The sequence below is a fragment of the Candidatus Symbiopectobacterium sp. 'North America' genome (genome assembly GCF_015762685.1).
Lineage (GTDB): Bacteria > Pseudomonadota > Gammaproteobacteria > Enterobacterales > Enterobacteriaceae > Symbiopectobacterium.
This window is the reverse complement of sequence record NZ_PEHF01000054.1, coordinates 1-18,436: the sequence shown is the minus strand read 5'-3', so window position 1 is coordinate 18,436 and position 18,436 is coordinate 1. Positions and strand designations below refer to the sequence as shown.

Here is an 18,436-nt window from a genome sequence, read left to right as displayed (position 1 = left end):
GCTATGTACGACATTGCCAAACGCACTGCCCCCGGTGCGGGAGTTTTGCTGATATTGCCCGTTGCCGTAGGGTTGAGCGGCTGGCAATGGCAACCCGAAACACAGGGACTTTGGCTGCGCGGACTGTTCTGGGTCACGGAAACGGTGACGCGCCCCTGGGGGATAGTGACCAGCGCGCTGTTGGCGCTCTGGTTTCTGTGGTGCTTACGTTTTCGTTTCAAACCGGCCCTGGGCGTGCTGGTAATCATGGCGCTGACTGTACTGGTAGGTCAGGGCCTGAAGTCGTTAATTAAAGAGCGGCTTCAGGAACCGCGCCCCTTTGTGGTCTGGTTGGAAAAAGCGTATCAGGTCGATGAACGCTATTTCTATTCTTTGCCACGCCCCGAGCGTGCGCGGCTGGTGGCGGAACAACTGAGCGCACAGACGCAGATACCTGAATGGCTGCGCACCCATTGGCAATTTGAAACGGGTTTTGCCTTCCCGTCGGGGCATACCCTGTTCGCGGCAACCTGGACGTTACTGGCGGTAGGGTTGTTGTGGGCGCGGCGGCACTATAAAACCGTGGTGGTATTGATGGTGTGGGCATCGGGGGTGATGGCCAGTCGTTTGGCGTTGGGCATGCACTGGCCGCAGGATTTGATCGCGGCGACCCTGATGAGCTGGGTGTTGGTAGTGCTGGCTTGTACGCTGGCACAGCGCTGGTGTGGTCCATTAACGCGATCGCCTCAGGAAAGGCAAAGTGATGATGACGTGAAAAAGGGGCATCAGTGACCCCTCCTATGATGTCAGGCATTGCGGTTCATACTGTGAGCCTTTCTGCTGTTTCAGGCAGATGGGCCGTGGTCAGGGATCATTACTTGCGACGCATATCTTTGAACAGCCTGATACGTCAAATCGTCTCTGTGACTAATACACATTACTGTAAACGAAAGCCGGTCCCTGCGGTGCAGAAATCCCCATGGTGCATAACGGCGGGGATACGGGCCACGTTAAATCATGTGATCGCCAAAGATGGTACCACATTACAAGATGCGCTAGAGAGTTTACATCTGAGGTTGAACGTCACCCTGGGTCTCAGCACACCATCGTCAAAGGTAAAACGGTGCAATTGCCTTACGACCCAACCGAAATTGTTATGTTGGAAAAGTGGGGAACGGAGTACCGCATGGTCAATGCGATTGAGGGGGTAGCCTCACACATTGACGGTTATTATATTTTATCATCCCTGTCGATGCGCCCTACAAGATCCAGTGCGCAGCGCTAGCCTGCCCTGAAGAACCGATAAGCAGGCTCCCCCTTAAAGGACACTCTTCTTTTGTGAATGCCACCAAGGTGCATTTCGCTGGGGTGCTAAAATTTGCTCAACAGCAGTTGGCTTTTTGGAGTAATGCCAGCGGCCATTTCATGCCTCCGGCGGAAGCCCGCCACGCGCTCTTGCCCTATATAAAATTGCTTTTGCCTGAATCGCGTTTTGTCGAACATCGCTTTTTGTTATCGGGTTGTTCAAAAACAGGCGGTGCTGCCGCTCTCGTCTGGTGCTACCTCAGCTAGCCGCGTCCTTTCTCCGGCTATAATGGATAATTCTATGGGGTTTAGCGCCAACATTTGGCATAATCATCAGGTTAAGGCGATATCACAGGAACAAGAACGTGAAATACTTGCTGATCTTCTTATTGGTACTGGCGATATTCATCATTTTCATTACATTGGGGGCGCACAACGAGCAAGTTGTCACCTTCAACTATCTGCTGGCGCAGGGCGAATATCGTGTTTCCACGTTACTTGCGACGCTGTTTGCAGTAGGGTTTGTGCTGGGGTGGGTGATCTGCGGTTTATTCTACCTGCGATTGCGCATCACCTTGGGCCGTGCGCAACGTAAAATCAAACGCCTGGAACAGCAACAGTCTGTAACAGAGAGCGAAACGCCGCCCTCTGCACCTTCTGTTTCCCACTAAGGATCCTCCTCTATGTTAGAACTGCTGTTTCTGTTATTGCCGGTGGCCGCCGCATACGGGTGGTACATGGGCCGCAGAAGCGCGCAGCAGGACAAGGATCAAGAAGCCAACCGCTTATCGCGAGAGTATGTGACAGGTGTGAATTTTTTGCTTTCTAATCAGCAGGATAAAGCGGTGGAGCTGTTCCTTGATATGATCAAGGACGAGAGTAACACCTTCGAGGCGCATCTGACGCTGGGTAACCTGTTCCGCTCACGCGGTGAGGTCGACCGTGCTATTCGCATTCATCAGGCATTGACGGAAAGCGCCTCGTTATCGTTCGAACAGCGCCTGCTGGCGGTGCAGCAACTGGGGCGTGATTATATGGCCGCCGGGCTGTATGACCGTGCTGAAGAGATCTTCACCCAACTGGTGGATGAAGAGGATTTTCGTCGCAGCGCGCTTCAACAACTGTTGCAGATCTATCAGGCTACCAGCGACTGGCAGAAAGCGATCGATATTGCGGAAAAACTGGTCAAACTCGGCCAGCCGCAGTTGAATACGGAAATCGCCCATTTCTACTGCGAACTGGCGCTGCAAGCGATGAGCAGTGACGATCTAGATAAGGCGTTGACGCTATTGAAAAAAAGTGCAGCAACGGATAAAGCGTGCGCTCGGGCGTCAATCATGATGGGACGCATTCATATCGCTCAGGAGCGCTATGCGCCTGCGGTAGAGGTGCTCCAGCAGGTTCTGGAACAAGATAAAGCCTTTGTCAGTGAAACCCTGCCGATGCTGGAAACCTGTTACCAGCACTTGCCTGCGTCGGAGGCATGGGAAGATTTTCTCAAACGCTGTGTTGAAGAGAATACCGGTGCCAGCGCCGATCTGATGTTGGCGGATATCCTGGAGCGCAAAGAAGGGGCTGAGGTGGCACAGGTTTACATCAACCGCCAGTTACAGCGTCACCCGACAATGCGTGTTTTCCATCGTCTGATGGATTTCCACCTGAGTGAAGCCGAAGATGGTCGAGCCAAAGAGAGCTTGCTGGTGCTACGCGATATGGTGGGAGAACAGATACGCACCAAACCGCGCTATAGCTGCCAGAAGTGTGGCTTCACCTCGCAATCTCTATACTGGCACTGTCCTTCGTGCCGCTCATGGGCCAGCATTAAACCGATTCGTGGTCTGGACGGACAATAGCGTGAGGAGTGCATTATGCTATTGTCTATTTTATAAAACGCGATTTAGTTACAACATGCTTATTGTTTGAAACACATTCACGGTGAACACCGCGCGAAATGCAGCGCTGTCCGGCAGGGCTGCTGGGCTTTCGCGGGAGAGAAGAGTAGAATGCGGCGGAAAATTTTTATACGCGGACCAATCTCACTCCACGGATTCAATCGCCAAGCAAAACTGAGGGCCACATGAGCGAACACATCACCCCACCGCATGCCGTTACGTCGCCAATCGTTGTCGCATTAGACTATGCTGACCAGAATCAGGCGTTGGCGTTTGTCGATCGCATCAACCCACAGGATTGTCGGCTGAAAGTGGGCAAAGAGATGTTTACCCTTTTCGGTCCGCAATTTGTTAAGGCGTTGCAGAAGCGCGGTTTTGACGTTTTTCTCGACCTCAAGTTTCACGATATCCATAATACGGCCGCACATGCGGTGGCGGCTGCGGCAGAATTAGGTGTGTGGATGGTCAACGTCCATGCCAGTGGTGGTAGGCGGATGATGGAAGCGGCAAAAGCGGCATTGCAACCCTTTGGTGCCGATGAGCCGTTGCTGATTGCTGTTACTGTATTGACCAGCATGAAAACCGACGATCTGCTGGCGTTAGGCATCACTGCGGCACCGGCGCAGCAGGCTGAGCGCCTCGCGGTGCTGACCCGTGATTGTGGATTGGACGGTGTGGTGTGTTCTGCACAGGAAGCGCAACGACTGAAGCAGGTTTGTGGTAGCGCGTTCAAGCTGGTCATGCCGGGTATTCGCCCTGCGGGCAGCGCTAGTGGCGATCAGCGTCGCATTATGACGCCGGAACAGGTGCAGGCGGCAGGGGTTGATTATATGGTCATTGGGCGTCCGATCACCCAATCTGCCGATCCGGCGCACACGCTGGCGCAGATTCGGCATTCGTTGTTGGTGGGGGGGCAGGCATGAGTGAGAGTAACAGTCGGTTGGTCTATTCCACCGACACCGGACGCATCAAGGAAGAGCCCGCTCCGTTAACGCGTGCCAAAGGAGACGGCGTGGTGCGCATTCAACGGCAAACCAGCGGACGCAAAGGAAAGGGCGTATGCATTATCACGGGTCTCGATCTGGATGATGGCGCACTCACCGCGTTGGCCGCAGAGCTAAAAAAGAAGTGTGGCGGTGCTGTTAAAGAAGGCAGCATTGAGATTCAGGGCGATAAGCGCGATCTGCTAAAACAGCTATTGGAAGCGAAGGGATTGAAGGTCAAGCTAGCGGGCGGTTAATACAGAATCTGACAGCAGGGCGTCCCCTGCTGTCACTCGCCATTAATCGACCTGATGACCAATAATGCCGCCAATGGCCGCACCACCCAGCGTGCCGCCACCGGTCAGGATTGCCCCTCCGACTGCGCCAGCCCCAGCGCCAATGGCGGTATTACGATCGCGTTTGGACATGTTGGAACAGCTGCTGAGCGTCATGACGAGTGCTACAGCAAGGGCTGTAACGACGAAACCTTTTTTCACAACCATGGTGATCTCCTGATGTTTTCGCCCGCGACGGCGGGAAAATATCGCATTACACGATATTTGCACTATTTAATCTGACCTTGTCGGTCATCTCTCTCTTTCTATCTGTATAATCGTCGGAAGTCCTCTGGATAGGTGGAAAAATCCTAATTGCTTCGCGCGAGGTTTGCCGTAAATGCTGTTCGTGCCATAACGGTGAGCACGGTGATAAATGATTTCCCGGTCATAAAGGGTAATGCGCAGCGTAGCAGGGTTTTTAGCCAGTTAGCCCATAGGTGCGGCACTCCGACTCCCCGACAATATCCTATCGGATGAAAGGGGGCGAATGATGTTAGCAGAACTCAAACAGCAGGTGCTGGAGGCGAATCTGGCGCTGCCAGCGCATCACCTGGTGACCTTTACCTGGGGAAATGTCAGTGCAGTCGATCGTCAGCAGAGGCTGATGGTCATCAAACCTTCGGGGGTGGCTTATCCGGTGATGACCGCCGAAGATATGGTGGTGGTGGAACTTGCAACCGGGCGCGTGGTTGAAGTAAGCAAGAAGCCTTCATCGGATTCAGATACACACCGCGTGCTCTATCTGGCGTTTGATCAGATTGGTGGCATTGTGCATACGCACTCACGCCATGCGACCATTTGGGCGCAGGCGGGCAAAGATTTGCCGGCCTTTGGTACCACCCATGCCGATTACTTTTATGGCGCAATCACTTGCACCCGTCTGATGACAGACGCGGAGATAGACGGCCGCGCACGAGCCTTTTGCTTGGGGAAAAGACGCTGATACCGCGGTGCACAACGCGGTGGTACTGGAAGAGATCGCCTATATGGGCATCTTCACCTGCCAACTGGCACCAGACGTTTGCCCGATGCAGCAGCAACTGCTGGATAAGCACTACCTGCGCAAGCGCGGTAAAAACGCCTATTACGGGCAATAACCTTAAATCAACCCACCGCGTGGATAACTGACACGGTGGGCTGCAATGCGATCCCACACTGGTCTAATGCGTATTAGCGCATCTTCAATTTGACTGACTGGCAGCGTAAAAGGGACGCGTAAAAAGCGTTCAAAAGCCCCCTTCAATCCCAAAACGCGGCCCTGCGCCAATCCGTATCCCCAGGGTTTCTGCATTGGCTGCCAACATGGTGGAGACGGGTTGTGGCAGCTCTGCCCACCAACAGAGGCCACCGCTGGGCGTATTCAACTGCCATTCAGGAAACTGGCGCGCAATGGCGTCACCGGTCTCGTCCCGCTGCTGACGCAATCCAGCGCGGCGTGCAGGCAAAATCTGTTCTGCATCCTGCAACAGTTCCGCGCAGGCCAGCTGTTCCAATAGCGGAGAGCCCAAATCCACGGTATCGCGCATCTGTATCAGTGCAGCGATGGTCCGGGCGCTGGCTCGAATCCAGCCGAGTCGCAGTCCGCCCCAAAAGCTTTTGCCCGCCGAACCTAGCATGATGACGTGTCCGCTGTCATCAAAGGCGGCCAGCGGCGGTGGCGGTGGCACGTCGTACCACAGTTCCGACATGGTTTCATCCATCACCATCGGCGTGCGCGTGCGTGCTGCGATCTCCGCCACAATCTGGCGCGTGGCGCTGTCCATGCAGCGACCGGTGGGGTTGTGATAATCGGTGATCAGGTAGGCGAGACGCGGAGCTGCCTGAGCAATCGTGATGGCAAGACCATCGGTATCCCATCCCTGATCGGGGAGTGCTACAGGAATCGGGCGACAGGCAGCGCCTTTTATTGCACCAATCGCATGAGGATAGGTAGGGTGTTCAATAATTACGCGGTCGCCCGGGCCGGTCAGCAGTCGTAGCAGCAGGGTAAAACCGCTGACCGCTCCGTTTACCACCATGATTTGATCCGCCGTAGTGGGTAGACCGCGAGCGTTGTAGCGCTGCGCAGTCGTGGCAACCCGGCAGCGTCATAGCCGCTGTGTTCAAGGTACTCTGGCAACTGAGACAGGGCGCGGGTATATGCCTGATGGATCTCAGGACCCGCGGGCAGGGCGGCGCAGGAGAGATCGACCGCAGGCTATCTGCTAACTGGCGATAAGCCGGAGTGCGTGATTCGGGTTGCTGCCAGTTACCGAACAGACGCTGTAATGAGGCCGTGCAGCCATGGTAAACTCCCTGACAGATTAAAAAGCCACTTTCGATAAACTGGACCTTAAAATAAAGTCCATTTTGCGTCAAGGTAACACAACTTCCTTGATGACGTCACCCTGTTGGTGACGAAGGGTTAATGGTGGGGTGAAGTACTATGGCGTATCGGCTTGGGTTATTGTATGTGGGATTAGCGCTGTACGGCATGGCAATCGCCATGATGATCCGGGGAAATTTAGGGGTGGACCCGTGGGATGTGTTTCACCTCGGGTTAGCGCAACATCTGCCACTGAGTATGGGCACCATTATCATCCTGATGGGCGCGTTGGTGCTGCTGCTGTGGATCCCGCTACGCCAGCGGCCGGGATTGGGGACCATCAGTAACGTTATCGTGATTGGGCTGGCAACCAATGTGGGATTGGATTTACTGCCAGAAATCGAACACCTCGGGGCACGCACGGCGCTGTTGATCGGGGGGGCATCACCAACGGGCTAGCTACTGGCATGTATATCGGTGCCGGTTTTGGTCCTGGCCCTCGTGATGGCTTGATGACCGGCATTGTGGCGCGTACCGGATGGCAAATTCGCTATGTGCGAACCGGAATTGAGCTGACGGTGCTGGTGGTGGGGTGGATACTCGGCGGCACGGTCGGCGTAGGTACGGTAGTGTATGCCTTTGCGATTAGTCCGCTGATCCAACTGTTTTTACCCTATTTTGTCGGGCAGTCGCGCGAACGTGCCCTGCAACCGTAGGCCTAATCCTAGTATCACAATGGAAAAAAATGCCCGTCATTGCTGACGGGCATGGGCACACAGCACCGTTAATGAGGCGGTTAACGGTGCGTTGTTTCTTCACGTAAGATAACAGCCACTTCTTTTGCCGTCGGCGTCTCGCTTGCCAGCGCACGGCGAATCACAAAAAAGGCAGAAATGAGCATGGTAACTGCTACCAGCATAAAGAACCCGCATAGTGCGGCGTTGATCTGGTTGCTGAACACAATGGTTTCCATGCCTTTGATGGTCTTGGCTGGCGCGATCAACGTGCCTTGCTCAATACCCTGCGAGAAGCGTTTAGCCTGAGCCAGAAAACCGATACTGGCCTTTTCATGGAAAATTTTCTGCCAGCCGGCTGTCATCGAAGTGATAAACAGCCAGATGGTCGGCAGTATGGTCACCCAGGCGTAGCGCTGCTTCTTCATTTTGAACAGCACAACGGTGCCAAGAATCAGCGCCATGGACGCCAGCATCTGGTTCCCGATATCAAACAGCAGCCACAAGGTGTTAATCCCACCGAGAGGATCGATAACGCCCTGATAGACAAAGAAGCCCCAACCGGCAACCGCCACCGTGGTGCCCGCCATGTTACCCAGCCAGGAGTGGCTCTTGCCCATGCCAGGAACAGCGAGGCCGACCAGATCCTGCTCCATGAAACGGCAGGCGCGGGTACCGGCATCGACGGCAGTCAGAATGAACAGCGCTTCAAACAGAATGGCGAAGTGATACCAGAATGCCATCATGGCCCGACTGTTAAACATTTCGGTGATGATATGCGCCATGCCCACCGAGAAGGTCGGTGTCCCCCTGGCACGTGACAAAATAGAGGCTTCGCCTACGTCTTTGGCTATTTCACTCAGCGCTTCCGGTGTGATCATAAAGCCCCAGCCGTTGATCACCTGTGAGGCTTGTTCAACGGTGATACCGATCAGAGCAGACGGTGAGTTCATGGCGAAATAGAAGCCCGGATCGATAACCGAAGCGCAAATCAGCGCCATGATCGCCACAAACGATTCCATCTGCATCGCGCCATAACCAATCATGCGAATGTGACTTTCGTGTTCAATCAACTTAGGCGTGGTACCGCTGGAGACCAACGCGTGGAACCCGGAGATGGCACCGCAAGCGATGGTGATAAACAGGAAGGGGAACAGGCTACCGGAGAACACCGGCCCGCTACCGTCAATAAAGCGTGTCACAGACGGCATTTTCAGTTCTGGCGTGGCGAACACAATACCCACAGCCAAACCGACAATAACCCCAATTTTCAGGAACGTAAAAAGATAGTCGCGTAGGGCCCGCAGTAGCCATACCGGCAGCACCGAAGCGATAAAGCCGTAAATTACCAGCGCCCAAGTCAGCGTGGTGCCTTGCAGGGTGAAGAAGGGGCCCCAGTGCGGATGGACAGAGATGTCGCCGCCGTACACGATGGCCATCATCATCAACACAAAACCGATCAATGAGACTTCAGCAATTTTGCCGGGGCGCAGAAAACGCATATAGACGCCCATAAACAGCGCAATCGGGATAGTCGCTGCAATGGTAAACCCCCCCAGGGGCTGTGTGCTAGCGCTTTGACCATCACCAGAGCCAGTGCGGAAAGGATGATTATCATCACACCCAGTGCACCCAGCATCGTCACCACACCCGCAAAGGTGCTTAACTCTTGTTTTGCCATTTCCCCGAGCGAACGGCCATCGCGGCGCGTCGAGATAAACAGGACCAGAAAATCTTGTACCGCACCGGCGAACATTACCCCGACCAAAATCCAGATCGTGCCCAGTAGAAAGCCCATCTGCGCGGCGAGAATCGGACCAACCAACGGACCCGCCCCGGCGATAGCGGCAAAGTGGTGACCAAACAGCACCCACTTGTTGGTGGGAACATAATCCAACCCGTCATTGTGACGTTCAGCCGGCGTGACACGACGGTCGTCCAGTTCAAACACTTTTTTAGCAATAAACAGACTGTAAAAGCGGTAGGCAATGCTGTAGCAGGATACGGCTGCAATGGCCAACCACACGGCATTCCACGGCTTAAGGCCAGCATCGCGAAGGCGATAGCCCCCGCTAATGCGACCAACAGCCAGATCACTATGCTTTTGACATTATTCATGACAACGGCTCCTTCGTTACCCAACTAATGGGGCGAGAGTTTTGCTGGCTTTTAAGGCGTGACGCCATGGCAAACGGCGCAGCCCTTAAAAACATATTGTATTTCAGCGTGATGTGCGGCAGGTGCAGATGAGAAAATGTGAGCAAGAGTGAATTTTTGTAAATTAAATTCAGTTTTGGCTAATGATGATAGGGGAGGGGAGAATCTGATGCGGAGAACATCGGTGTCGCCAACCCGCAGGCTGGCGACACCAGAGGTTTATGCTACGGGTTTGGCAATGATACTGCGCGTTTCCATGCGCACGTCGGTCAATACCACATCCAGCGTATCGCTTTGGCGGTAGACCACTTCACCTTTGACGGAGACCGTGCCGGTTTCCTGGCTGCTGACTAACTCATCGCGTACTGCGTGAATAAACGAAGCCGGGATAAAGGCAACGGCACCGTTGTCCAGCAAACGCACACGCAGACCACCGCGCGTCACATCGATGATCTCGGCGCGGAAGCGGGCATCAGTCCCGGCTTTCGGTTTTAGGAAACGAGCATACAGCCAGTCACCGACGTCACGCTCGGCCATCCGGTTTAAACGACGGCGCTCCGCCATTTGTTGCGTGATGTCATCTTGCAGTTTCTCAGCGGGCTGTTGGCAAATAATTGCTTTCAGCAGGCGATGGTTGATCATGTCACCAAACTTACGGATGGGCGAGGTCCAGGTGGCATACGCGTCCAGCCCCAAACCGAAATGCGGTCCTGGCGTAGTGGAAACTTCGGCGAAGGTTTGGAAGCGGCGAATGCGGCTGTCTAAAAATGACGTCGGCTGCGCATCCAGCTCTCGGCGCAGTTTGCAAAAACAGTCCAGGGTCAACAACGCAGCAGCGTCCGCTTCAATGCCGTTGTTGCTTAACACCATCACGGCCTGATCGACCTGGGTTGGCTCGAAACCGTTGTGAACGTTGTAAATGCCGAAGCCCAACTTCTCTTTAAGCATGCGTGCGGCGCAGATATTGGCGGTGATCATGGTTTCTTCGACGATACGATTAGCGATGCGACGTTGTTCAACTACGATATTCAGCACATCGCCCTGCTTACCGAGCAGGAAACGGTAATCAGGACGATCTTTAAACACCAGCGCATGGGTGGCACGCCACGCACTGCGGGCCAGACCGATGCGGTGCAGCAAACGGATTTGCTCGGCAACGGCATCGTTTTCCGGCTGCCATTCACCCTGTTGCTCCAGCCAGTCTGAAACGTTGTCGTAAACCAGTTTGGCCTTGGATTCTACCCAGGCGGCAAAGAACTGCACATCATCGCCCAGTGTACCGTCGGCCGCGACGGTGACGCGGCACACCACTGCCGGACGGCGCTCTTGCGCGCGCAGCGAGCAGAGATCGTCGGAAAGCACGCGTGGCAGCATCGGAATATTGAATCCCGGCAGGTAGTTGGTAAATGAACGTTGACGCGCCAGCGTATCCAGCGTACTGCCCGCTTCCACATAGGCGGTAGGGTCGGCAATGGCGATAGTTAGTTCCAGTGTGCCGTCGCCGTTGTCTTTGGCATACAGCGCATCGTCCATGTCTTCAGTACTGGCGCTATCGATGGTAACAAAGGTCAGTGCCGTCAAATCTTCGCGCGTCAGATTGCCGTCATTGAGCGTCAATTCTCTGTCCATTTCTGGCGCTGTACGCTCAAGATCGTGACGTGACAACGTCACCCACCACGGCGCCAGCGGGTCGTCGCCGGTGGTGATGTATTGCGTTAATTCAGCATGGAAGCTGCGATCGCCTTTGAGCGGATGGCGACGCATTTCCGCCACAGCCCAATCGCCATCCTGAAAGGTGTGATTTACGTCGCGTCCAGTACGGCAGGGGATCGCCTCTTTCAGCAGCGGATGATCGGGCAGGATGGCAAAACGGTCGTCCTTTTTCTGCACACGGCCAACAAAGCGCGTCAAAAAGGGTTCAATCAGGGATTCCGGCTCTGCGATTTCACGATCTTTATCGGTGTGCAGCGTCGCAACGATACGATCGCCATGCATCACCTTCTTCATCTGCGGTGGTGGAATAAAGTAGCTTTTTTGTGCGTCGACTTCCAAAAAGCCGAACCCTTTATCAGTGCCTTTCACTACGCCTTCAGCACGAGGAGTTTGGGAGTGAAGTTGCTGTTTTAGCTGGGCAAGCAGCGGATTATCTTGAAACATAATGAGTAAAAGAGATGTCCAGATGCGGTTATTAACGACACTAATGAATGGCAGACAGTTTTACGCGAAACCCGTGCTGGCGGCAAGCGTGATGTATATCAATGAGACCAATCTTCGCGTTTTGAGAATAACCGCTAATGCATCGCGTAACGGGAGTGGAACGCAGGCGTCCCGGTCAGTGCCGAGACGCCAGTGTATCAGGAGATATGTCGCTCAGTTTGTATATCGCTCTGGCTGCGGGTTATGACCACGGGCACCGATTTTGAGGTCGGTGTAAAGGTTTCATAACCTACGCTTGAGAGTGGTACTAACGGATTGGTTTCCGGGTAATAGGCGGCCAGATTGCCGCGAGGAATATTGTAGCTGACCAGTCGAAATCCACTCACCTTACGTGTGATGCCATCGTTCCACAGCGTCTCGATATTCACGTTGTCACCGTCAGCCAACCTCAGTGCAGCGATATCCTGCGGATTGATAAACAGCACCTCGCGTTGCCCGTAAACGCCGCGATAGCGGTCATCAAGGCCATAAATGGTGGTGTTGTACTGATCCTGCGAACGCAGGGTTTGCAGCGTAAAAGGAGCCTGCTGCGTGCCAAGCTGCGCGAACAGGGTTTTCGGCAGTTCGGCGGCGCAGAAGTTGGCTTTATGATTCGGGGTGTTAAAGCGTAACTCAGCCGCCGCATTGCCCAGATAGAACCCGCCGGGCTGTTCGCAATGGGCGTTGAAATCGTTTCGATTTATCAGGGATTGAAGTTGGAAGTGGCGTCGCTTAAGCATGGCGTGAGCGGCGTATTGCGCATTGGCGCGGTGCCGAAATCGGGAATGGTGCTTCCGCAACTGTTGGCCGCTGCTCATGAGATCTACCCACAGCTCGACTATCAGGTCTCCTTGTTCAGTGCGGACCAGCTTCTGGAAGCGCTCAATGCCCACACGGTTGATATCGGTCTGGGATTTTTCGAGCTTGCCACGCTCAAAGAGCTGACTTTTCAGGCGGCTCCCGTACACCGCAGTGAGATTTCGCTGGTTTACCATCCGCAAGCATTCCCACAGATGGTCGGAGAGACGCCGCTGGCATTAGCGGATTTGGCGGATGTGCCGTTGTGTCTGGCTGAGCCCAGCCGCTATTTTCGGCGTTATCTCGATGGACACTTTCGTGAGTCAGGCGTGACGCCGAAGGTCAAAGTGGAAAGTGCCTCGGTGATGCAATTGATGCAGAGCGTCTTTTTAGGATTGGGCTGCGCCGTCGTGCCTCAAGGGAGCCTGTTGCCGGAAATGACGCCCGCACTGCGTTTTCGCCCACTCACACTGCCACCGATGCAGCGTCAGGCGGCGCTGGTTGTGGCTCCGGTTGGCAAAGTTACTGCCTGGCACAAAATTTCTTTGTTTTCGCACAGACGTGGCTGGCAGAAAACGCGGGTTGAGTTGGGACGAAAAAAAACCACCGGATGCCGGTGGTTTTTGCCAATAGCGGTTGGAAATTAATCCAGTTCCAGCTCATTCATTGCGGCGATGTTGAAGCCGCCATCCACGTGCAGGACTTCACCTGAGATACCCGCAGCCAGATCCGAGCACAAGAACGCAGCCGTATTGCCTACGTCTTCAATGGTGACCACACGGCGTATAGGCGTCACCGCCTCGCAGTGGGAAAGCATTTTCTTGAAATTTTTGATGCCAGACGCCGCCAACGTGCGGATCGGGCCAGCGGAAATGGCGTTAACACGCACACCTTGCGCGCCCATGGCGTTAGCCATGTAGCGAACGTTGGCTTCCAGAGAGGCTTTGGCCAGACCCATCACGTTGTAGTTCGGAATAGCGCGCTCGGCACCGAGGTAGGAGAGTGTGACCAGCGCGGAGTTCGGGTTCAGCATGGCGCGGCAGGCTTTTGCCATCGCCACGAAGCTGTAGGAACTGATATCGTGCGCAACGCGGAAACCGTCACGGGTCACGGCGTCGACGTAATCACCATCCAGTTGATCGCCCGGGGCGAACGCGATGGAGTGGACAAAACCGTCAAAGGTCGGCCATACGTTAGCCAGTTCGGCAAACAGCGCTTCAATGCTGGCATCTTCCGCAACGTCACACGGCAGTACTATGCTGGAACCCAGCTCTTGTGCGAAGCCTTCAACACGCGATTTCAGCTTGTCGTTCTGGTATGTAAACGCCAGTTCAGCGCCTTCGCGTTGCATCGCCTGTGCGATACCGAATGCAATTGAGCGGTTACTGGCAACACCCGTTACCAAAATGCCCTTACCGGTTAGAAAACCCATAGCAGTAATCCTTGTGATTATAGTTGCTGCGAACGCCTGCACAGAATGCGTTAATCAGGGCGTTCGAAGTGAGTAAACCGGGCGATTCTAGCATGGTTGCCCCCCGTGGGGTACTCCGAGCAGTATCGCCCGCGCGTTTGCCACGATGTCGCGCTAGCGAATCCGGCTAAAACTGCGCTCTGTCACGGCGCCAGGCATCGGCACTGAGCGCTTCGCCAAAGTGGCTGGCAATCAGGCGTTTGGTCAAATCGTGCAGCGGCGCGGCCAGCACATCTGCGGTGCTGCCTCGCTCGACCACTTCACCGTCGTGCATTACCACGATCTGATCGCTGATGTGCTTCATCATGCCCAGATGCTGAGTGACATAAATATAGGAGATCCCTTGTTCTTCCTGAAGTTCCAGCATCAAATTAATGATTTGCGAGCGCATCGACATATCTAACGAGGCCAGTGCCTCGTCAGCCACGATCACCTTGGGCTGCAAGATCAACGCACGTGCCAATCCCACGCGCTGTTTTTGGCCGGGAGCCAGTGCCTGCGGGTAGTAGTAGGCGTGATCAGGGCGCAGGCCTACCTGTTGCAGCGTCTGGTTGATCATTTTTTCCCGCTCGTGACCGTTCAATGTGGTATTCAACCGCAGAGGCATATCAAGCAGTTGGCCAATACGCTGGCGTGGGTTGAGCGCATTGCCCGCGTCCTGAAAAATCATGCGCACCTGCTGGCAGCGGAAGCGATAATCGCCGTAGCACAAAGGATGATCGTTAATCAGCAGTTCACCGGAGGTCGGTGGGATGACCCCCACCAGCATTTTCGCCAGGGTCGATTTGCCGGAGCCGTTCTCACCGATAATCGCCAGCGTCTGCCGTTCGCGCAGCGTGAAACTCACGGATTTCACGGCTTCAACGTGTTGGCGGTGAAATAACCCGGTGTGGTAGCGGAACGTTTTGGTCAGGTTGCGCGCTTCGAGCAGAATGTCATCCATCATTGCTCCTCCGTATTAAGCGGGAAATGGCAGGCGAACCAGTGATTTTTGGTCGATACCAACAGCGGTGTTTGCATGCATTTTTTCTGCGAGTAGGGGCAACGCGGACCGAGAAGGCAGCCTACCGGCAGATACTCTAGTGACGGAATAGCGCCCGGCAGCGTGTTAAGTCTGCTTTTGTGCGGCAACGAACGCCCGAAATCGGGCATGGCGCGGATCAGCGCCTGGGTGTAAGGGTGGTGTGGCGCGGAGATCAACTCTTCGCTTGGCGCGCTTTCCACCGTTTGTCCGCAGTAAAGCACGTTGATACGATCGGCCCACTTGCTCATAGTTTGCAGGTCATGACTGATCAATAAAATGGTGGTGTTATTGTTCTGATTAAGTCGCGACAGTAGCCGGAAAATCTGCGCCTGCGTGGTTGACTCCATCGCATTGGTCGGTTCATCGGCGATCAGCAGACGCGGCTGGTTAGCCAAGGCGATGGCAATCATTACCTTCTGGCATTCACCCTCCGTCAATTCATAGGGGGAAATGCGCATGATATCTTTGTGATCTTTAATGCCGACCCGGTGCAATAGTTCAATGGCGCGGCGTTTGCGCCACTGAAAGCGTTGCCACCAACGACCTTTGTAGGTCCAGCCTGGAATGGCAAGCATCAGCTGTTTGCCAATGTGCTCAGAGGGATCGAGACAGGATTGCGGCTCCTGAAAAATCATCGACACGTTGTGTCCCACCAGCTTACGCCGTGCACGGGGTGAGAGTTGCAGCAAGTCGATATCATCAAAACGGAAGCGGTCAGCTGTCACCCGCCAGTTATCTTTGGTTACGCCGCAGATGGCTTTAGCAATAAGGCTCTTGCCCGATCCAGATTCGCCCACCAGGCCGCGGATTTCCCCTTCGGTCAGGGTAATGCTGACGCGATCGACGGCCTTGACCGGACCGTCAGGCGTAAGGAATTCAATGGTCAGATTACGAATATCAAGTAGTGCCATGGTTCGTCTCCGCCATTAATCCATTTGTGACAGCAGGGAACGGCGGATGCCATCGCCCAGCAGATTCACAATCAGTACGCTGAGGGTAATGGCCACGCCCGGCAACATCACCGTCCAGGGCGCGGCATACACCAGTTCCAGAGAATTGCCTAACATGGCACCCCATTCGGGTGTTGGCATCTGAGCGCCCAGATCGAGAAAGCCCAGTGCTGAAATGTCCAAAATGGCGATAGAGCGCGCGCGGGTAAACTCGGACACCAGCACCGGCTCGATATTGGGTAACACCACGTACCAAATGATATAGCGGGTTGATGCGCCGTCTAATCGGGCGGCGATGACATATTCCTTATCCATCTCATCGTGCACGGCGGTGTAGAGCGTTCTCACCATGCGCGGCAGCAGCGCCAGCCACACGGCCAGCATAGCGTGCGTCAAATCCGAGTCGATAAAGGCGATCACCACGATAGCCAGCAGCAATGACGGTATTGATAGCAACGTATCGAGAATATGGTTCAATAATGCGGAGCGCAGGCCGTGCGTGACGCCAGCTAATGTGCCGAGCACAATGCCGCATAGGTGACGATCAGCGCTGAACCGACGGTCGCGGCAGCACCGGTCAATAACCGGCTCAAGAGATCGCGCCCCAGATCGTCTGTACCGAGAAAGAAGGACACCTCACCGTAATGTGACCAGGAAGGTGGCATCAATTGATAGCCCAGAAATTGCTGATCGACGGCATAAGGGGCGATGGCAGAACCAAACAGACACAGAAACAGCAGCGCCAAAAAGCCGTACAGCCCAATCATCGCCAGCGTATCGCGATGGAAAAATTGCCAGATATCCCGCACGCGGCTAGGCAGGCGCTTTTCACTGTAAACGTTATCGAAGGGCATATGATTTCATTTGAACTGCTCTTGATGCATGTGGTGTTACTCTACTTATATCAATTATATCATTACCTTGGATCAGAAAAGTACCGAGACAAAGTAGAGGTAATCTCTGATTTACACGGGCTGAATATCAGGCTCGTGATTTCCTGTGGCACTGCTTTTTTACCGATAGCGCTGGGGAAAGAAGTCCCTAGCGTTAAGCATAGGTGATTATCCTTCTATATCACTGTCGCAGGCAAGAGAACACAGGTAGCAATTTCGAACCTGGAGCACCGAAGGTCATGACCCGCGTCGCCGACGCTCTGAATGTTGTTTACTGCTCCACATTTATTCTTTCAAAAAATGGCGCATTCTTCTCTTTGATTTTATAAAAAGAAAATTCTGTGTAGTTAATATCTGTATATCCTTTAACCAGCATCTTTCCTTCTTTAAGGTCAGACAAACTTGTCCATACGGTATATTCTGTTTGTGGCGTTTTCGTCTCTCCCTGCACATTTCTTTCATCCACAGTAATACCTTTAATACGGTCAAATCTGTTCATAATATGCGCTAGCGTATTCATTGCGAGTTGCGAATTTACCGGCTTTTGTGCATAGGTCGTATAAAATACACCACGAATGAATCGACCTACAGAGGTGTCTGAAGAAGGCAGTGCCGAAATGGCAATACCGCTGTCGGGTTGACTGACTGGCATATTCCCAAACGTTGAGTGAGAACGATCAACATTGGTTAGTTGTGTATAGTTATTCAGATTCTGCAAGTGCCAAGAGAAATCAGGTCCATTTGTCATAACTCGAGTCGGGTTATCATAAACCTTTAACTTACCATCAACTGCTTCAACAACTATACTGCCGCCATTTTTATCATAGAAAGCATAATGAAAGGGGGCTTTAATATTACCAAATCCTTTAATGACAGGGGCGCGGAACTTCGTCTTTTCTACAGCTTGTTTTATTTCACTAACACTTGAAAATTAAGATAAAGCCCATTCGCCTATCGCGGTGACAGGGATGGCATCTTTATATTCATTGGGTTTTAAATCATCAAGTTCAGTGCTATTTATCATATTGGCGCTGAATGAAAGTCCCCCACTGTTCATCCCTTGGAAAATGTTATAAATATCACCATCATCATATACCTTGGTGCTGATGGCCAGTATTTTATAATGAGACTGATAACGAACACCATTTTTTCCGTCGGGCATTTTTTTCTGGAAAACCGTGTTTTCAGGATAATACGTTATCCAAGAAGGGAGGTCCGTCGTTAACTCAAGCGTACGGCCATGATATAAATTATTATTCATATCTAAAATTATTATTTTAATTATATCAGGATCGTTGATTATTTCGAGTATCCGTTTACTCATCATATGACCTGCACGGTTGGTAGGCTAAATAACTTTGCATATTACCGCTCCACTTTAGCCAGCCCATGTTGATTACCGGGAAACGGT

11 protein-coding genes and 8 pseudogenes are annotated in these 18,436 nt (G+C 53.5%); 9 read left to right on the top strand and 10 right to left on the bottom strand.

The genetic code is table 11. From position 1 onward, the window contains the following. Positions 1-3: 3 nt before the first annotated feature. The 6 genes from pgpB to yciH all read left to right on the top strand — a co-directional run bounded on the left by pgpB (position 4) and on the right by yciH (position 4,416). A complete protein-coding gene (pgpB, locus tag CS369_RS12245; protein ID WP_196907304.1) occupies positions 4-771 on the top strand; it encodes a phosphatidylglycerophosphatase B in 768 nt (255 codons plus the stop codon). Between the two features lie 546 nt (positions 772-1,317). Then, complete coding sequence (locus tag CS369_RS12240) at positions 1,318-1,551, top strand: hypothetical protein (protein ID WP_196907303.1); 234 nt, start codon at positions 1,318-1,320, stop codon at positions 1,549-1,551. A gap of 98 nt (positions 1,552-1,649) precedes the next feature. Next, positions 1,650-1,955, top strand: a complete 306-nt coding sequence (locus CS369_RS12235; RefSeq protein ID WP_196907302.1) for a LapA family protein — start codon at positions 1,650-1,652, stop codon at positions 1,953-1,955. A gap of 12 nt (positions 1,956-1,967) precedes the next feature. After that, complete coding sequence (gene lapB, locus CS369_RS12230; protein WP_196907301.1) at positions 1,968-3,137, top strand: lipopolysaccharide assembly protein LapB; 1,170 nt, start codon at positions 1,968-1,970, stop codon at positions 3,135-3,137. 224 nt (positions 3,138-3,361) lie between these two features. Continuing rightward, complete coding sequence (gene pyrF, locus CS369_RS12225) at positions 3,362-4,099, top strand: orotidine-5'-phosphate decarboxylase (RefSeq protein ID WP_196907300.1); 738 nt, start codon at positions 3,362-3,364, stop codon at positions 4,097-4,099. Next, entirely contained in the window at positions 4,096-4,416 is a 321-nt protein-coding gene (yciH, locus tag CS369_RS12220) for a stress response translation initiation inhibitor YciH (RefSeq protein ID WP_196907299.1), read from the top strand. Before pyrF ends, yciH begins: the two co-directional genes overlap by 4 nt. Before the next feature lie 42 nt (positions 4,417-4,458). On the opposite strand, the gene osmB is transcribed toward yciH, so the two are convergent. Continuing rightward, positions 4,459-4,662 carry an osmotically-inducible lipoprotein OsmB gene (osmB, locus tag CS369_RS12215; protein WP_196907298.1) on the bottom strand — a complete coding sequence of 68 codons (204 nt, stop codon included), beginning with the start codon at positions 4,660-4,662 and terminating at the stop codon, positions 4,459-4,461. Positions 4,663-4,987: 325 nt separating this feature from the next. Between osmB and CS369_RS12210 the strand changes: the two are divergent. Next, positions 4,988-5,594: pseudogene (locus tag CS369_RS12210) on the top strand (class II aldolase/adducin family protein). 2 nt (positions 5,595-5,596) lie between these two features. On the opposite strand, the pseudogene CS369_RS12205 reads toward CS369_RS12210, so the two are convergent. Further along, positions 5,597-6,691, bottom strand: a pseudogene (locus CS369_RS12205) (PLP-dependent aminotransferase family protein); the annotation flags it as partial. 231 nt (positions 6,692-6,922) lie between these two features. Here CS369_RS12205 and CS369_RS12200 point away from each other — a divergent pair. Beyond that, a pseudogene (locus tag CS369_RS12200) lies at positions 6,923-7,518 on the top strand (YitT family protein). A gap of 80 nt (positions 7,519-7,598) precedes the next feature. Here the strand turns inward: CS369_RS12200 and CS369_RS25210 are convergent. From CS369_RS25210 to CS369_RS12185, 3 genes and pseudogenes are all read right to left on the bottom strand, one after another. Then, a pseudogene (locus CS369_RS25210) lies at positions 7,599-9,562 on the bottom strand (carbon starvation CstA family protein). A gap of 350 nt (positions 9,563-9,912) precedes the next feature. Then, the gene (locus CS369_RS12190) at positions 9,913-11,850 is read right to left on the bottom strand and encodes an exoribonuclease II (protein ID WP_196907297.1); all 1,938 of its coding nucleotides are present in this window, start codon (positions 11,848-11,850) and stop codon (positions 9,913-9,915) included. A 197-nt stretch (positions 11,851-12,047) separates the two neighbouring features. After that, positions 12,048-12,584: pseudogene (locus CS369_RS12185) on the bottom strand (molybdopterin dinucleotide binding domain-containing protein); the annotation flags it as partial. Here CS369_RS12185 and CS369_RS12180 point away from each other — a divergent pair. Further along, positions 12,570-13,273: pseudogene (locus tag CS369_RS12180) on the top strand (LysR family transcriptional regulator substrate-binding protein); the annotation flags it as partial. The pseudogenes CS369_RS12185 and CS369_RS12180 sit on opposite strands and share 15 nt — an antisense overlap. A 57-nt stretch (positions 13,274-13,330) precedes the next feature. Here the strand turns inward: CS369_RS12180 and fabI are convergent. The 5 genes and pseudogenes from fabI to CS369_RS12155 all read right to left on the bottom strand — a co-directional run bounded on the left by fabI (position 13,331) and on the right by CS369_RS12155 (position 18,352). Further along, a complete protein-coding gene (gene fabI, locus CS369_RS12175; RefSeq protein ID WP_196907296.1) occupies positions 13,331-14,119 on the bottom strand; it encodes an enoyl-ACP reductase FabI in 789 nt (262 codons plus the stop codon). Positions 14,120-14,285: 166 nt separating this feature from the next. Beyond that, positions 14,286-15,101 (bottom strand): putrescine export ABC transporter ATP-binding protein SapF, encoded by an 816-nt coding sequence (sapF, locus tag CS369_RS12170; RefSeq protein WP_196907331.1) that lies wholly within the window; start codon positions 15,099-15,101, stop codon positions 14,286-14,288. Then, on the bottom strand, positions 15,101-16,093 hold the full coding sequence (gene sapD, locus CS369_RS12165; RefSeq protein ID WP_196907295.1) for a putrescine export ABC transporter ATP-binding protein SapD: 993 nt from the start codon (positions 16,091-16,093) through the stop codon (positions 15,101-15,103). The genes sapF and sapD overlap by 1 nt, the downstream gene beginning before the upstream one ends. A gap of 15 nt (positions 16,094-16,108) precedes the next feature. Then, positions 16,109-16,986, bottom strand: a pseudogene (gene sapC / locus CS369_RS12160) (putrescine export ABC transporter permease SapC). Between the two features lie 310 nt (positions 16,987-17,296). Continuing rightward, a pseudogene (locus CS369_RS12155) lies at positions 17,297-18,352 on the bottom strand (linear amide C-N hydrolase). Positions 18,353-18,436: the final 84 nt, after the last annotated feature.

What these genes read in the sequence shown, in the direction of transcription:
- pgpB (WP_196907304.1), top strand. Translation starts at nt 4, where the DNA reads ATGTACGACATTGCCAAACGCACTGCCCCCGGTGCGGGAGTTTTGCTG.
- lapB (WP_196907301.1), top strand. Translation starts at nt 1,968, where the DNA reads ATGTTAGAACTGCTGTTTCTGTTATTGCCGGTGGCCGCCGCATACGGG.
- pyrF (WP_196907300.1), top strand. Translation starts at nt 3,362, where the DNA reads ATGAGCGAACACATCACCCCACCGCATGCCGTTACGTCGCCAATCGTT.
- yciH (WP_196907299.1), top strand. Translation starts at nt 4,096, where the DNA reads ATGAGTGAGAGTAACAGTCGGTTGGTCTATTCCACCGACACCGGACGC.
- osmB (WP_196907298.1), bottom strand. Translation starts at nt 4,662, where the DNA reads ATGGTTGTGAAAAAAGGTTTCGTCGTTACAGCCCTTGCTGTAGCACTC.
- CS369_RS12190 (WP_196907297.1), bottom strand. Translation starts at nt 11,850, where the DNA reads ATGTTTCAAGATAATCCGCTGCTTGCCCAGCTAAAACAGCAACTTCAC.
- fabI (WP_196907296.1), bottom strand. Translation starts at nt 14,119, where the DNA reads ATGGGTTTTCTAACCGGTAAGGGCATTTTGGTAACGGGTGTTGCCAGT.
- sapF (WP_196907331.1), bottom strand. Translation starts at nt 15,101, where the DNA reads ATGGATGACATTCTGCTCGAAGCGCGCAACCTGACCAAAACGTTCCGC.
- sapD (WP_196907295.1), bottom strand. Translation starts at nt 16,093, where the DNA reads ATGGCACTACTTGATATTCGTAATCTGACCATTGAATTCCTTACGCCT.